This window comes from Microbacterium sp. 22242 (assembly GCF_052045495.1).
Taxonomy (GTDB): domain Bacteria; phylum Actinomycetota; class Actinomycetes; order Actinomycetales; family Microbacteriaceae; genus Microbacterium.
In genome coordinates this window covers 24,308-40,141 of sequence record NZ_JBQEOZ010000022.1, presented here as the reverse complement: position 1 = coordinate 40,141, position 15,834 = coordinate 24,308, and the positions used below count along the sequence as shown (strand labels likewise).

Annotated in this window: 12 protein-coding genes; 8 read left to right on the top strand and 4 right to left on the bottom strand. The window is 71.4% G+C overall.

Annotated elements, in window-relative coordinates; all coding sequences use genetic code 11:
* The 7 genes from ACTJJZ_RS17035 to ACTJJZ_RS17005 form a co-directional block, all read left to right on the top strand.
* The coding region (locus ACTJJZ_RS17035; protein WP_440722378.1) for an aminotransferase class I/II-fold pyridoxal phosphate-dependent enzyme at positions 1 to 1,121 on the top strand (1,121 nt) is incomplete at its 5' end.
* A 62-nt stretch (positions 1,122 to 1,183) separates the two neighbouring features.
* Positions 1,184 to 2,173 (top strand): 1,4-dihydroxy-2-naphthoate polyprenyltransferase, encoded by a 990-nt coding sequence (locus ACTJJZ_RS17030; protein WP_440722377.1) that lies wholly within the window; start codon positions 1,184 to 1,186, stop codon positions 2,171 to 2,173.
* A gap of 68 nt (positions 2,174 to 2,241) precedes the next feature.
* The gene (locus ACTJJZ_RS17025) at positions 2,242 to 2,913 is read left to right on the top strand and encodes a TlpA family protein disulfide reductase (protein WP_440722376.1); all 672 of its coding nucleotides are present in this window, start codon (positions 2,242 to 2,244) and stop codon (positions 2,911 to 2,913) included.
* 81 nt (positions 2,914 to 2,994) lie between these two features.
* Positions 2,995 to 3,756, top strand: coding sequence for a cytochrome c biogenesis CcdA family protein (locus tag ACTJJZ_RS17020; RefSeq protein WP_440722375.1), 762 nt, complete (start codon positions 2,995 to 2,997; stop codon positions 3,754 to 3,756).
* Positions 3,737 to 5,521, top strand: coding sequence for a cytochrome c biogenesis protein ResB (gene resB / locus ACTJJZ_RS17015; protein WP_440722374.1), 1,785 nt, complete (start codon positions 3,737 to 3,739; stop codon positions 5,519 to 5,521). The genes ACTJJZ_RS17020 and resB overlap by 20 nt, the downstream gene beginning before the upstream one ends.
* 142 nt (positions 5,522 to 5,663) lie before the next feature.
* Complete coding sequence (ccsB, locus tag ACTJJZ_RS17010; RefSeq protein ID WP_440722373.1) at positions 5,664 to 6,671, top strand: c-type cytochrome biogenesis protein CcsB; 1,008 nt, start codon at positions 5,664 to 5,666, stop codon at positions 6,669 to 6,671.
* A 52-nt stretch (positions 6,672 to 6,723) separates the two neighbouring features.
* Positions 6,724 to 7,863 carry an SLC13 family permease gene (locus ACTJJZ_RS17005; RefSeq protein WP_440722372.1) on the top strand — a complete coding sequence of 380 codons (1,140 nt, stop codon included), beginning with the start codon at positions 6,724 to 6,726 and terminating at the stop codon, positions 7,861 to 7,863.
* A gap of 31 nt (positions 7,864 to 7,894) precedes the next feature.
* On the opposite strand, the gene ACTJJZ_RS17000 is transcribed toward ACTJJZ_RS17005, so the two are convergent.
* On the bottom strand, positions 7,895 to 9,877 hold the full coding sequence (locus tag ACTJJZ_RS17000; protein ID WP_440722371.1) for a YhgE/Pip domain-containing protein: 1,983 nt from the start codon (positions 9,875 to 9,877) through the stop codon (positions 7,895 to 7,897).
* Complete coding sequence (locus tag ACTJJZ_RS16995; protein ID WP_440722370.1) at positions 9,874 to 12,678, bottom strand: MMPL family transporter; 2,805 nt, start codon at positions 12,676 to 12,678, stop codon at positions 9,874 to 9,876. The genes ACTJJZ_RS17000 and ACTJJZ_RS16995 overlap by 4 nt, the downstream gene beginning before the upstream one ends.
* A 141-nt stretch (positions 12,679 to 12,819) precedes the next feature.
* Between ACTJJZ_RS16995 and ACTJJZ_RS16990 the strand changes: the two genes are divergently transcribed.
* Entirely contained in the window at positions 12,820 to 13,440 is a 621-nt protein-coding gene (locus tag ACTJJZ_RS16990; RefSeq protein WP_440722369.1) for a TetR/AcrR family transcriptional regulator, read from the top strand.
* 84 nt (positions 13,441 to 13,524) lie between these two features.
* On the opposite strand, the gene ACTJJZ_RS16985 is transcribed toward ACTJJZ_RS16990, so the two are convergent.
* Complete coding sequence (locus ACTJJZ_RS16985; RefSeq protein WP_440722368.1) at positions 13,525 to 14,508, bottom strand: o-succinylbenzoate synthase; 984 nt, start codon at positions 14,506 to 14,508, stop codon at positions 13,525 to 13,527.
* Positions 14,509 to 14,569: 61 nt separating this feature from the next.
* Entirely contained in the window at positions 14,570 to 15,706 is a 1,137-nt protein-coding gene (locus tag ACTJJZ_RS16980; protein ID WP_440722367.1) for a Fic family protein, read from the bottom strand.
* Positions 15,707 to 15,834 lie beyond the last annotated feature (128 nt).

Here is a 15,834-nt window from a genome sequence, read left to right as displayed (position 1 = left end):
GCGGGACTCTGGTGGCCGAGCCGGTGCGCACCGAGGAGGAGGGGTTCGCGAGCTCGACCGTGCTGCGCGACCTCGGCAGCGGCAACCCCGACCCCGATCTGCTCCCGCTGCCGGTGCTCGCGGAGGTCGACCTGCGCACGCCGGCTCTGTACGGCGACGCCCTGATCGACGACGGGCTGCGCCTCTGGGCGACGGCGTGGCTGGCGGAGGCCCAGCACCGGCCGTTCGAGCTCTCGGTGACCTCCGGCGCCGTGGACGCGCTGGAGCGCCTGCTCGTCGCCTCGCTCGCGCAGGGCGACGTCGTCGGGCTCGAGGATCCGTGCTTCCTGTCCAGCATCAACGTCGTCAAGCTCGGCGGCTACCGGCCGGTGGGGATCCCGCTCGACGACGAGGGGATCACCCCCGCCGGTCTGCGCGCCGCGCTCGCCGCCGGCGCCCGCACGATCGTGTGCACGCCGAGGGCGCACAACCCGACCGGGATCAGCCTGAGCGAGCGCCGCGCCGCCGAGCTGCGGGCCGTGCTCGCCGAGGCGCCGCACGTGCTCGTGATCGAGGACGACCACTACTCGCTGCTGTCCCGGCGTCCGTACCACTCGGTGATCCCGGACGGACACCCGCGCTGGGCCCTGGTCCGGTCGATGTCGAAGTTCCTCGGCCCGGATCTGCGACTCGCCCTGCTCGCCTCGGATCCGGAGACCGCGGCGCAGCTGCGCACCCGGCTCTCGCCCGGCAAGACCTGGGTGAGCCGGATCCTGCAGCGGGTCGCGGTCGGCATGCTCGACCACCCCGACACCGCCGCCGCGCTGGAGCGGGCCGGGGCGCACTACGCCGAGCGCAACGACGTGCTCCGCGCGATGCTGCGCGAGCGCGGCATCGCCGTGCGCGGCGACGACGGCCTCAACGTGTGGGTGGAGTGCGGCGTCGACGCGCGTGCGGTGTCGTCGGCGATGATGCGCCGCGGCTGGCTGGTGCGCACCGGCGGCGGATTCCTGCTCGAGGCGGACGAGGCGTCGCCGCAGATCCGGCTCACCGCGCACACCCTCGACGACACCGAGCTGCTGCGGCTCGCGGACGACCTGCGCGCCGCGATCTCCGAGGCCCTGCACGCCCGGCGTCGCTGAGCAGGCGCTAGGGCCCGGCGTCGCTGAGCGGGCACAGGGATCGCCGCCGCTAGAATCCCGAGGTGGCGAACCGCAAGAACACGGCCAAGAACCGCGCATCCGCTCCCTCCCGTCCGGCGACGCGGCCCCGCTCCGGCAACCCGGCCAGGCGCCCGGTCGAGCAGGCGCGGCCCGTCACGGTCGGCGACTGGATCGGCGCGGCGCGCCCGCGCACGCTGCCCCTGGCGATCGCCCCGGTGCTGATCGGCACCGGCGCGGCCCGGCTCGGCGACCCGCAGTTCCACTGGGTGATCGCGCTCGCCTGCCTCGCCGTCGCGGTCTTCCTGCAGATCGGCGTCAACTTCACCAACGACTACAGCGACGGCGTGCGCGGGACCGACGCACAGCGGGTAGGGCCGGCGCGACTCACGGCTTCGGGACGGGTGCCGGCGAAGCGCGTGCTCCTCACCGGCCTGATCTTCTTCGCGCTGGCGGCCGTGGTCGGACTCGGCATCGTGATCCGCACCCAGCAGTGGTGGCTGATCGCGATCGGCGCCGTGTGCATCGTGGCGGCCTGGTTCTACACCGGCGGCAAGCGCCCATACGGCTACAACGCCCTCGGCGAGGTGTTCGTGTTCGTCTTCTTCGGCCTCGTCGCCACGCTCGGCACGACCTGGGTGCAGGCGAAGGCGCTCTCGCAGGAGGCCTGGATCGGCGCGATCGCGGCGGGGCTGTTCGCGTGCGCCGTCCTGCTCGCGAACAACCTGCGCGACATCGACCAGGACCGGGCCGTCGGCAAGCGCACGCTGACGGTGCGGATCGGCAAGCGCGCCACCCAGGTCGTGTACACGATCTTCGTGATCCTGCCGTTCGTGGCGCTCGTCGTGCTCGCGCTGTTCTACCCGATCGCCTGGATCGGCCTGCTCGCCCTGCTGGCGGTGCTGCCCGCCCTGCTGATCGTGTGGCTGTACCGCGAGCCGCGAGAACTCGTGATCGCGCTCGCGCTCACCTCGCTGGGCACGCTCGCCTACGCCGGAGCCCTGTTCTGGGCGTTCAGCTCGCCGACCGTGTGACCGGCTCGCGGCTCCGCACGCAGGCCCTGCCCACCCGACGCATAGAGACATTCCGTAGGATTCGAAGCATGCCTTCTCGTTCGTCGCGCCCGGATCGCGGCCCTTCCGATCGAGGCCCTTCCGAGCCGGGCAGAGGGCGACCGCGCGCGGCCCGGCTGGTCGCCGCCGTGCTCGGCGTCGCACTCGCGGCCGGCCTCGCCGCCTGCTCGAGCGACCCGGTGGCCGACCAGTACCGCAACGGCGACAACAAGGGCTACATCGGGTCCGACGGCCTCCGCGTCGACGAGATCAAGGCGGCGGATCGCAGCAAGCCCGTCTCGTTCGGCGGCACCCTCGAGACCGGCAAGACGTTCTCCAGCACGCAGACCGCCGGCGACGTCGTGGTCGTGAACTTCTGGTACGCCGCGTGCGGCCCCTGCCGCGTGGAGGCGAAGGACCTCGAGTCCGCCTGGCAGAAGTACCAGGGCAAGGGCGTCTCGTTCGTGGGCGTGAACACCTACGACCAGGCCGGGACCGCGCAGTCCTTCAACCAGAAGTACGGGGTCACCTACCCGAGCATCATCGACGTGAACACCGGAGCCGCGAAACTGGCGTTCGCCGAAGCCACCTCGATCCAGGCGACGCCGACCACGCTCGTGCTCGACAAGCAGGGCAGGGTCGCCGCGCGCGTGATCGGCCCGATCGGCTCGGTGTCGATCCTCGACACCTTGATCCAGGACGCGCTGGCGGAGAAGGCGTGACCCGCTCCCCGAAGGATCGCCGCGCGAGCCCGGCCGAGAGGACGAGCGCATGAACGCCTGCCCGGCCGAGAGGACGAGCGCATGAATGTCGACGCGATCGTCGGATCCGGCGCGCTCTGGGTGGCGCTGCCGGTCGCGATGCTCGCGGGGCTGCTCTCGTTCCTTTCGCCGTGCGTGCTCCCGCTGGTGCCGGGCTATCTCGGCTTCGTGGGCGGCGCGGTGAGCGGCGCGGCGCCCCGGCAGGACGGCACGGCCTCGGCTCCCTCGCGGCGCCAGATGGTGCTCGGCGTGCTGCTGTTCATCCTCGGCTTCACGCTCGTGTTCGTGCTGTTCGCGGTCATCGGCGGCACGGCGGGCGTGTTCCTGCTGCGCTGGGGCGATCTGATCACCCGGATCCTCGGCGTCGTCATCATCGCGATGGGGCTCGTCTTCATCGGGCTGTTCGGCTTCGCGCAGCGCACCGTGCGGATGAGCGTCTCGGGCCGCGCCGGCCTGATCGGAGCGCCGCTGCTCGGCATCGCGCTGGGCTTCGGCTGGAGCCCCTGCATGGGCCCGACGCTCTCGGCCATCGTCTCGCTCTCGCTGAACGTGGGCGATGTGGGGCGCGCGGCGCTGCTCGGCGTGGCCTATTCGCTCGGCCTCGGGATCCCGTTCCTGCTGGTCGCGCTCGGCTTCGGCTGGGCGACGCGATCCGTCGCCTTCCTGCGCAGGCACGTGCGGGTCGTCAACATCGTCGGAGGTGCTCTGCTGATCGTGCTCGGCCTGCTCATGGTGACCGGAGTCTGGAAGATGATCATGTCGAGCATCGGGGCGGTGATCGGCAGTGTCGAACTCCCGCTCTGAGGCCCCCGCGAAGGACCGCAAGCCCGCCAAGAAGCGGTCGAACGGATCCGCGGCCGATCCGCTGCGCCCCAGCGACCACGTCGACGGCGCGGGGGACACCGGCATCGAGTCCCCCAAACTGAACGTGGTCGGCTGGCTGCGCTGGGGCTGGCGGCAGCTGACGTCGATGCGCACCGCACTCGTGCTGCTGCTCATCCTCGCGATCGCCGCGATCCCCGGGTCGATCTTCCCGCAGCGGATGGCGGATCCCAACGGCGTGACGCAGTACAAGGTCGATCACCCCGACCTCTTCCCGATCATGGACTCGATGCAGCTGTTCGACGTCTACCTGTCGGCGTGGTTCTCGGCCATCTACCTGCTGCTGTTCCTCTCGCTGGTGGGCTGCGTGATCCCGCGCATCAGGCACCACGCGAAGGCGCTGCGATCGCGTCCCCCGCGCACGCCCGCGCGACTGCAGCGTCTCGACGACCATCGCGCCCTCACCCGCACCGTGACCGGATCCGAGGCCCGCGCCGCGGCCGAGCGGAGCGTGGACATCGCGCAGAAGCAGCTGCGCGCTCTGCGCTACCGCGTCGAGCGCTACGACGACGCCCGCGGCTTCTCGGTGTCCGCCGAACGCGGCTACGCCCGCGAGACCGGGAACCTGATCTTCCACCTCGCGCTGCTCGGGGTGCTGGTGTCGGTGGGCGTCGGCGGCAGCTTCGCGTACACCGGCCAGCGGGTCGTCGTCGAGGGCACCAGCTTCGTGAACACCCTGCTGGACTACTCGTCCATGAACCGCGGCCGTTTCGTCTCCGACAACGCGCTGCAGCCGTACCGGATGACGCTCGACAAGTTCGACATCACCTATCAGCCGTACGATCCGAGCAAGCCCTCCTCCGGGCAGGCGGGCGACTTCGACGCGCACGTGACGGTGTCCGAACCGGGATCCGAGACGCACCCCGCCTCCGTGCAGGTGAACCATCCGCTCGGCATCGCCGGCGACCGGGTCTACCTGCTGGGCAACGGCTACGCGCCCACGATCACCGTGCGCAATGCCGAGGGCAAGGTCGTCTTCCACGACTCGGTGCCGTTCCTGCCGCAGAACAACAGCACGATGACCTCGCTCGGCGTGGTGAAGGTTCCGGACGGGCTGCCCAAGCAGCTCGGCTTCGTCGGGTTCTTCTACCCGACGACGGCGCCGCTCCAGTCCGGCGCGTTCACCTCGATCTATCCGGCCCTGGTGAACCCGACGCTCACGCTGAACGCGTACGCGGGCGACCTCGGCATCGACGACGGCACGCCGCGCTCGGTGTACGTGCTGGATCCGACGAAGATGACCCAGCTCACCGGCGGCAAGACCGGCACGAAGTCGCTCGAGCTGCAGCCCGGCGACACGGCCCAGCTGCCCGACGGCATGGGATCCGTCACTTTCGACAACGAGGCGCCGAAGTCGGCGAAGGACTACTCGCAGTCGGTCAAGCGGTACGTCTCGCTGCAGATCCACCACGACCCGTCCGAGCAGTGGGTGCTCGGGTTCGCGGCGCTCGCGGTGCTCGGCCTCGTGCTGGCGCTGTTCGTCCCCCGACGGCGCATGTGGGTCAAGGCCACGGTCGTCGACGGCGCGGTGCGGCTCGAGTACGCCGGGCTGGCGCGCGGCGAGGATCCGACGCTGGCCGCGGCCGTGGACGACCTCGTGGCGGGGCATGCGCGCCTGCTCGACGCCGACGGGAGCACCGCCGCGCTGCCCGAGCCGGCGGACGAGGACGGCACCCCCGCTCCCTGAGCGGGCGGCGCGACGGTCCCTGAACGGCGGGCTGCCCGTCCCTGAACGGCGGGCCGCCGGTCCCCGAGCGCGCCGCGCGAGACGAGGGGGCGTCCCACCCGGTCACACCTGGGTCATTGGACCGCGACGTACGATGGAGCCCATGAACTTCGACTCGATGTCGATCCTGACGATCTGGACGGCGATCGCGATCTACGCCGCCGCCTTCATCGCGTACGCCCTCGACCTCGGGAAGCGTTCGCAGGCCGCGACCGACGCGAAGTTCGGCGCTGCCGACGTCGTGCAGCGCGAGCTCGTCGGCGCGGCGGTGGGAGGATCCGGATCGCTCGCCGCGAGCGGGCCCTCCGGTCCCGGCCGCGCGGGGGTCGACGCTCCCGCGCCGCAGAGGTTCGTGATGGCGCGGATCGGCACGGCCCTCGCCACCCTGGGCTTCCTGTTCCACCTCGCCGGCGACGTGCTGCGCGGGCTCGCCGCGGGACGCGTGCCGTGGTCGAACATGTACGAGTTCGCCATGACGGGCACGATGCTCATCATCGCGGTCTACCTGGTCGCGAACATCTGGTTCGACCTGAAGTACCTCGGCACGTTCATCCTCGGGCTCGTCGTCGTGCTGCTGGGCGGCGCGGCCACCGGGTTCTACGTGCAGGTCGTTCCGCTGTCGGATCCGTTGAAGAGCGTCTGGCTGGTGATCCACGTGTTCGTGGCGTCGCTGGGCACCGCGTTCTTCGCGCTCGCCTTCGCGCTGAGCGTCTTCCAGCTGCTGCAGACGCGTCACGAGGCGAAGGTGCTCGCCGGCGCGGAGAAGACCGGTCCGCGATTCCTCGCGACGCTGCCCTCCTCGGAGCGGCTGGAGGGCCTCGCCTACCGGTTCGCGACCATCGGCTTCATCTTCTGGACCTTCACGCTCATCGCCGGCGCCATCTGGGCCAACGACGCGTGGGGCCGCTACTGGGGCTTCGACACCAAGGAGACCTGGACGTTCATCATCTGGGTGCTCTACGCCGGCTACATCCACGCCAGGGCGACGCGCGGGTGGCGCGGATCCCGTTCCGCCTGGCTCGCGATCGTCGGCTTCAGCGCGGTGCTGTTCAACTTCACGATCGTGAACATGTTCTTCAAGGGGCTGCACGTCTACTCCGGCCTGAGCTGAGCGCGCGCCCGTGCGGAACGCCCTCGGCCGTCTCCGGCCCGGGAGCGCGCTGGTGGTCGCGCTCCTCGTGCTCGCGCTGGTCCTCGTCGTCACGGGACTGCTCCCGACGCATGACGCGAGCGCTCTGGCGGGACGCACGGCGCCCGTGCTCGGGTTCGTGGTCGCGATCACGATCGTGGCCGAGCTCGCGCGCGACGCCGCCGTGTTCGACCTGATCGCCCAGCGCATCGGGCGCTGGGGTCGCGGACGGGTGCTGGCGCTGTGGGCCGCCGTGATCCTGCTCGCCGTGGTGAGCACGATCTTCCTGTCCCTGGACACGACCGCGGTGATCGTGACGCCGGTCGTCGTGCTCCTCGCACAGGGCGTCGGCGTCTCCCCGCTGCCGTTCGCGTTCGCCACCGTCTGGCTCGCCAACACCGCGTCGCTGCTGCTGCCGGTGTCGAACCTGACGAATCTGCTCGCCGCGACCGCGATCGGGACGAACCCGGCCGCGTTCGTCGCACTGAGCTGGGCGCCGGCGCTCGCCGGCATTCTGGTCCCCGTCGTGCTCCTGACGCTCGTGCACCGGCGCACCCTGTTCGGGAGCTACACCGCGCCTCCGCCGCGGGCGCCGGGGGATCGGGTGCTGTTCCTCGCCTCCGCGGGCGTGCTCCTGGTGCTGCTGCCGCTGCTCGCCCTCGTGCACGACGTGTGGATCCCCGCGTCCGCGGCAGCGGTGGTCCTGCTCGCGCTGTTCGCGGTGCGGCGCAGGCACGCGCTGCGTCTCTCCCTCGTGCCGTGGCAGGCGCTCGGCCTCGCCGCTGCGCTGTTCGTGATCGTCGAGACCGCCCATGCCCGCGGGCTGGCCGGGCTGCTCTCGCCGCTGACCGTGCACGGCCACGGCCTCGGAGAGCTGCTGCGCGTGGCGGGTCTCGGAGCGCTCGCCGCGAACGGCATCGACAACCTGCCCGCCTATCTCGTGCTCGAGCCGGTCGCGGGTGGCGACCCCGCCGCGCTCATGGCGCTGCTCATCGGCGTGAACCTCGGGCCGCTGATCACGCCGTGGGCGTCGCTCGCGACGCTGCTCTGGCACCATCGCATCACGGCGCTGGGCATCACGATCCGGTGGCGGTCCTTCATGCTGTGGGGGCTGGCCGCCGCGGTGCCCACGGTCGGGGTCGCCGGGCTCGCCCTCGCCGCCGTGTCGAACTGACGTCGCCGTGGTCCCGCGGAGGGCCGAGCGCTCAGGCCGCCAGGGCGAGCACCGCGCGGGCCGAGGTGGTGCGCCGGGTGGTCACGACGAGGGTGGTCGCGACGAGCGACAGCACCGTCCAGACCACGAGCGCCGCGATCGCGGATCCCACCCCCGCGTCGCCGAGCAGTGCGGTCGCCGCCGGAGAGGTCGGCAGGAGACCCGCCACGCCGGCCAGCCAGCCGGGCAGCGTCGAGATGATCCCCGCCGCGAGGGCGGCCACGCCGATGACCGCGCCGATCCAGCGGCCGAAGCCGCCCAGCACCGCGACCAGCGCCTGGTTCACCGCCGCGAAGGCGACGCCGGCGAGCACCGCGACCCCGGAGAAGCCCCACCAGCGGGCGGGGTCGTAGGCGGAGACGACCTGCACCACGAGCGCCACCAGCAGACCCTGCGCCGCGCCGATGCCGGCCGCGGGTGCGAAGCCGCGCAGCGCCAGCGCTGCGGAGGAACGGCGTGAGGTGAGCGCCCGCGCGGTGTACGCCCGCATCGCGATGAACGAGGCGAGACCGCCGAACCAGAGCACCACGGCCGTCAGCAGCGGGATCGCGGTGGGCCCGAACATCCCGCCCGACGTGTCGGCCTCGACCGGGTTCGCGACGACCGCGGCGAGCGACGACGCCTCGGAGTCGGTGCGCTTCGGCATCGCGTCCGCGGCCTGATGCAGACCGGCGGCGAGGTCGCTCGTCCCGCTGGCGAGGGATCCGATGCCCGCGCTCAGGGCCTTCGACCCGTCGGCGAGCTGGGTGGCGCCGGACTGCAGGCCCGTGGCGCCGGTGGCGAGGCCGTCCGCGCCGGTGGCGCTCTGCGACGTGCCGGCAGCCAGCTGGCCGAGGCCCGACGAGAGCTGGTCGATGCCGTCCGCCGCGGTGCGGAACTGCTGTGCCAGCGCGCCTGAGGCGCTGGTGTCGAACTGTGCGAGGCCGGCGGCCGTCTGGGAGGCGGCCGCCGCGGCCTGGGCCGCGCCCGGCTTCAGCTCGTCGGCGGTGCTCTTCGCGGTCTTCGCCAGGGCGTCGCAGAGCTCGGGCTGCTTCGCCGGGTCGCACATCGTGCTGAGCTCGGCGAGCCCGTCGGCGAGCTTGCTGACGCCCGCGCTCACGCCGGTCGTCGCCTGCGACGTCCCGTTCGCGCCGTCGAACAGCGCCTGCGGCACGATGCCCTGTGCCTGCAGCTGATCCGCGCCCTGCGCGAGTCCGGCTCCCGCCTGGTTCGCGCCGGTCTGCGCCGACGTGATCCCGGAGGAGATCGAGTCCAGGCCGGTGGCGAGCTGCGCGGCGCCGTCGGAGAGCCGGCCCGCGCCGTCGGCGAGCTTGGTGGCGCCGTCGGGCAGTGCCGCGGCGCCGGTCGCGGCGGAGGCAGCGCCCGCGGCGAGCTTGTCGGCGCCGTCGGCGGCCTCGCCGATGTTGTCGCCGAGGGTGCCGAAGCCGACCAGAACGTTCTGCAGGGTGCTCTTCGAGATGGTCGAGCCCATGGTCGACGCCGCGGTGGCGGCGATCTGGTTCGCGATCAGTCCGTCCGCGGCGCGGGCCTGCGGGGCCGTTGTCACCGCGATCGTGGCCTTCCGGGCCGATGCCTGCGGGTCCTGGATCGCCTTCCCGCCGGAGACGGCCGCGGCGGAGAAGCCCTTCGGGATCCGCACCACCGCCTGGTAGGTGCCGTCCTTGAGACCCTGAGCCGCGTCCTTCTCGTTCGAGATGACCCAGGTGAGGTTCTCGTCCTTCTTCCCGGTGCCGTGCACGAGCCCGGCGGAGAGCTGCCGCCCGAGCGGGGCGAGCCGGCCGTTCACGGTGACGGGCTCGTCGTCGTTCACGATCGCGGCGGTCATGGTGTCGAGCCGCTGCGTGGGATCCTGCAGGGCGGCGACGAGCACACCGCCGAGCACCGCGGGCAGCAGCAGCACGCCGATCAGGGTGAGGGCCGTGATCGGCTTGTGCGTGCGGGCGCGCTCGATCAGCGCGGACAGGCGGGAGGTCATGCGGTCACCTCGGTCTCAGAGGACGTCTCGGGGGTCATCGAGCCGGCGGAGCGAGACGAAGGGCGGTCGGCTTCGCGGTCCTCGGCCAGGGATCGGAGCTGCGGATCGGGCCAGCCCGCGTCGCCGATGAGCCGGGCGGCGGACGCCGCATCGTCTGCGGTCGCGAGGACGGCGAGGGATCCCCGCGCGGCGGCGTCGCGGAGCATCGCGGCGGCCTGCTCGGCCTGCGCGAGGGTGAGCAGGTCCGCGCCGTCGAGGACGACGAGCGCGGTGCGCCCCCGCAGCGCGTCGCGCAACTCGCGGAGCGGATCCGTCCCGGTTGCGGCGGGGCCGTCGCCCACGATCACGCAGCCGACGTGCGCGCGGACCCAGGCGGCGCGTCCCGGAAGCAGGTGCCCCGCGACGCGCAGGCGGCCCTGCGACGGCACACGGCCTGCGACGGCGAGGGCGACAGCACGGCGCGCAGCCTCGTCGCGCCCGGTCAGCACGAGCGCGGATCCGGCGGCGAGGCGCAGGTCGAGCCCGTCGGCCGCCCCCGCGACGGTCAGGCCGTCTGCGGCGATCACGGAGTCGTCGCCCGGCCAGGAGGCGAGGCGGCGCTCGCGCTCGACGGCCTCGCCCTCGATGTCGACCTGCGGCAGGATCTTCGCCAGCCAGCCGGGGATCCGCCAGGCGCGCTCGCCGAGGATGGCCATGAGTGCGGGGATCAGCGTCATCCGCACCAGGAACGCGTCGATCGCGATGCCGGCCGCGAGGCCCAGTGCGATGGGCTTGAGCGAGGAGTCGCCCTCGGGGACGAACGCGACGAACACGGCGAACATGATCACCGCGGCGGCCGTCACCACGCGAGCGGACGCGGCGAAGCCGCTGCGCACCGCATGGATCGCGGCACCCCTGGCGGTCGCGGGATCCTTCGAGGCGGGGTCGTGCACGTAGTCCTCGCGCATGCGGGAGACCAGGAACACCTGGTAGTCCATGGCCAGGCCGAAGAGCACCCCCATCAGGATGATCGGCATGAAGCTGATGATCGGCCCGGTCCGGGCGACGTGCAGCGCGTCGGCGAACCAGCCCCACTCGAACACCGCGGCGACCACGCCGAACGCGGCCACGATCGACAGCAGGTAGCCGAGGGCGGCCGTGATCGGGACCCAGAGCGAGCGGAACACGATGGTCAGCAGCACCAGGGAGAGGCCGATCACGAAGATCCCGAACGGGAGCAGCGCCCCGCCGAGCTGGTCCGAGATGTCGATGCCGACGGCGGTGAAGCCGGTCACCTTGAGGTCGATGCCGTACGTCTTCAGCCACTCGTCGTGGTGCGCGCGCAGCTCCCGCACGAGGTCCGCGGTGGCAGGGGCGTCCGGCGCGGTCGTGGGGACGACCTGCACGATGCCCGTGTCGGCGGTCTGGTTCGGGGTCGCCAGCGCGACTTCCGCGACGCCGGGGAGCTTCGCGACCGCGTCGCCGAGGCGGTTCATCAGCCCGACCGGATCCGTCGACGTCACGATCGTGCCGGTGAGGATCAGCGGCCCGTTGAAGCCGGCGCCGAAGTGCTCGGCGGTGAGGTCGTAGCTCTCCCGCGCCTCCGACCCCTTCGGCTGCACCCCGGCGTTCGGCAGGGCCAGCGCGAGGCTGGTTGCGGGCACCGCCACGACACCGAGGCCGATCACGACGGCGAGGGCGACGAGGACGGGATGCCGCGTGACCCCGCCGACCCAGCGCTGGGAGAAGGTCCGCCGGGGGACCGCGGCCCCTTCGCGCGGCGTGCGCTCTTTCCGCGGGCGTCCGGCGACGCGGCCCTTCAGGAAGCCGAGCACCGCCGGGGTGAGCGTGACCGCGATGAGCACCGCGATCGCGACGGCGACCGCGGCGGCGACGCCCATCGTGGTGAGGAAGGGGATGCCGGCGAAGCCGAGCCCGATGAGGGCGATCAGCACGGTGACGCCCGCGAACACGACCGCGGAACCGGCGGTGCCGGTCGCACGCGAGGCCGATTCCTCCGGATCGACGCCGTCGCGCACCTGATCCTGGTGCCTGGCGACGATGAACAGCGCGTAATCGATGCCGACCGCCAGGCCGAGCATCAGGGCGAGCAGCGGCGTGGTCGAGGACACCGAGGCGAACGCGGTGGCGGCGAAGATCGCGGCCATCGAGATCCCGACGCCGAGGATCGCGGTGAGCAGCGGCATCCCTGCGACGACGAACGAGCGGAACGCGACGATCAGCACCAGCAGCGCGATGATCAGGCCCACCGCCTCGGTGAGCGAGAGCGCGGGGATCGAGGTCGCGAACAGGTCGCCGCCGAGCACCGCCTTGGATCCGTCCGGCAGGGCGCTCTGCAGGTGGGCGACCGCGCGGCGCAGCTCGCTCTTGGTGGCTGACGTCACATCGGAGGCCTGACCGCGGAACTGCAGCCGCGTGATCGCGGCGGAGCGGTCGTCGCTCACCATCCCGGTCACGTGCTCACTGAACGGCGAGGTGGCCGCGACCACGCCGGTGAGGTGCTCGAGGTCCGTGACGGTCTTCTCGATGGGATCCCGATACGCGGCGTCCGAGACGCGGTCGCCGGGAGCGGCGACGACGATGAACTGGGCGCTCGTGCCGCTCACCTGGGGAAACGTGCGCTCGAGCTGCTCGAGGCCCGCCTGCGACTCGGTGCCGGGGATCGAGAACGAGTTGTCTGTGCCCTTGCCGAGCGTCAGCGCCGCGCCGCCGGCGATCCCGAGTACGAGCAGCCAGGCGACGAGCACGCGCCAGGGGTGCCGGAACGACCAGCGTCCGAGCGAGGAGAGAAGGGTGGACACGGAGTTCCTCCGGGAGGCGATCGCGAGCAGGTCGGATACACTGGTGTATCCGATACGTCTCTGTATCGTAGGGCGGGATCGGCGGGATAATCTGTGCACGGGATGTGAATCGCGGGCTTGGCGGCCCGCAGGAGGTGCGGGATGACCGGCAGTGCGACCAGGAGCCGTGAGAACACGCGTGCGCGGCTGCTCGAAGCGGCGTCCCTGGTGTTCGCCGAGGTGGGTCTGGAGGGCGCGACCGTCGAGGCGGTGTGCGAGCGGGCCGGCTTCACGCGCGGCGCGTTCTACTCCAACTTCGAGTCGAAGGACGAGCTGTTCCTGGAGCTCGCGGGCACGGTGTCGGCGGAGCGGCTGGGCGCGGTGCGCACCCGCGTCGCCGAGCTCACCGCGAGCGGCGCGCTGGCCCAGGACTGCGACGCCACCACCCTCGTGCAGCAGGTGATGGACGCCGGGGGCGACGACCGGCTCGGCGTGATGCTGCTCAGCGAGATCCGCATCCGAGCGCTGCGCGACCACGCCTTCGGCAAGGCGTACCTCAAGCAGGAGCAGGAGATGGTGGACGGGATCGCCCGGATCATCTCCGACATCGTCGCGACCGGCACGATGAGCATGCGCGCAGCCCCGGCCGACGCGGCGCGCATGCTCCTGATCATCTGGGAGGGCATGACGGTGCGCGGCGCGATGGCCGGTCAGGACGAGGCCCGCCTGCGCCGCACCGGCAGCGAGGAGCTCGGCCGGATGGTGCAGCTGCTGCTCGGCTGAGAGCCTTTATCCGTTTCGAGGAGCGATGTCTGCTCCGGAATCCGGCCGGAAGCAGCGAACTTCGCTCTTCGAAACCGGGAGACCTCAGCGCCGCTCGGCCGCGAGCAGCGCGTGGCAGCGGGTGAGGCGCTGCAGCCACCAGTCCCGGCGATCGGCGCCGGCCTCCAGGCGGGCGAGGGCTGTGGGATCCGGGGTGATCCGGGCAGGGGACACCAAGCCGCCGCGCGGGCGCGCATCGGCGACGTCGTCGGCGAAGAGCGACGCGGTGCCGAGGCCGCAGTCGTAGTCGAGCTCTGGGAGGGCCGCGGCCAGAGCGGCGCCGAGCGAGAGCCCCACGGCGGTGTCGAGCGCGCTGGAGACGACGGCGGGGAGCCCCGCCTCGGCCACGATCCGCAGCGCCCGCTCGATGCCGCCGAGGGGCTGCGCCTTGATCACGAGCAGATCGGCGGCGCCGGCGCGGGCGACGGCGAGGGGATCCTCGGCCTTGCGCACGCTCTCGTCGGCCGCGATCGGGATGTCGAGGTAGGCGAGCCGTTCCCGCAGCTCGGCGAGCTCGTCGATCGTCGCGCACGGCTGCTCGGCGTACTCGAGATCGAAGGGCGCCAGGGCGTGGATCGCGCGCTCGGCCTCGTCGACGTTCCAGCCCGCGTTCGCGTCGATCCTGACGCGGCCCTCCGGCCCCATCTCGGCGCGCACCGCGCGCACCCGCGCGACGTCGTCCGCGAGCGTCTGGCCGGTCTCGGCGACCTTCACCTTGGCGGTGCGGCAGCCGTCGAACCGGGCGAGGACCTCCGCCACCTGGGAGGCCGGCACCGCGGGGACCGTCGCGTTCACCCGGATCTCCGCCCGCACCGCCGGAGGCCGGGGGTGCCAGGCGTCGGCGATCGCGGCGGCCAGCCAGGTCGCGGCCTCGGCGTCGGGGTACTCGACGAAGGGGGAGAACTCGGCCCAGCCCTCCGGGCCTTCGAACAGCAGGGCCTCCCGCACGTCGATGCCGCGGAACCGGGTGTGCATCGGCAGCGCGACGACGCGGGCCGAGTCGAGGATGTCATCCAGAGCCGGGATCATGTCCCCATCATGCCCGTCGGCCGGCGTTGTTCGGGCCTGAAACCCGATGCCGAAGCCGGGCTCAGTCGTCCGACAGCATCTTCGGGAGGTATCCGAGCACGTCGAGCTGTCGGATGAGGCGCGGAGCGAGCGGGGCTCGGGACAGAGCCAGACGGTAGAAACGTGGGCCGGCGGCGGAACGCTGCAGCAGGTGGCGATCCAGAAGGTCGCCGATCTGGCGTGACCGATGCGACGATGTGCCGGGGGCGACGGATGCGAGGTCTCCTGCCTTCACGGTGCCCCGACGAAGAACCTCGAAAAGCACGTCGTGCTCGGCTGTGGTGACCACTCCATCGCGGACGAGGCTGCGCAGAGCGGGACCGACGAGCGACTCGATGATGTACGCGTGCTGCTGGAGTTTCACCAGTCGATCGATGTCGTCACGGATGCCTCGGGCGAAGAAGGCCATCCATTCGGTGGTGCCTTCGTCCGTGAGCGTGTCCGCAGCCTCCAGCGCCGTGATGTACGCCGAACGATCGTTGCCGAAGACCGCGGTCGGGTTGAGTGCGCTGAAACCGCGCGTGGCGAAAATCGTCCTTCGGAGCATGGCGTAGGTGAAGAGTCGCGAGACGCGCCCGTTGCCGTTGCGGAACGGGTGGATCCATACGAAACGGTGATGTGCGAGCGCGACCTGCATCATCTGTTCGTGCAAGGGGCGCGGTGAGTTGGCGAAATCCAGCAGGGAGGACATCTCCGCGTGCACCGTCACCCAGGAGGGCGGCCGGTGAGCGGATCCGGTGATGGCGACATCCTGTTGACGATAGGCGCCGGGAGTCGGATCGCCTTCGCGGGTCAACCCGTCGACGGTTCGAGCATGGAGATCCCTGACGAGGGAATGCGAGATGGGGCGATCGAATTCAAGCGTGTCGATGTATCGTGCGGCTTCGACGATGTTCGTGATCTCACGCATCTGCTCGTCGGTCGTCGTGATCCTGTCGTCATCAACGCGGTCGATGGCTTGGAAGACGGTGGTGTGGTTGCCCTCGATGCGGGCGGACACGACGCTCATCACCAGGTCGAAGAGCCAGTGGAGTTCTTCGTAGATATCAGGAGGGGTGGTTCCCGTCCCCACATCCGCCCGAAGTCGCTCGATCTCGAAGAGCGTAGGCAGGAGTATCCCATCGGAAGCGAGAGGGGGAAGGCGATAGAGATCGGGCACGGACTTCTTGCTCCTCTTCGTGCTAAAACTTGCGACGGGTGGTGAAACTATTTGCAGTCTATATTCTTTTTTACCTGATCCAGCCATAAATCTATGAATACCTTGTGCGAAAAGATTTGCATGCGGGG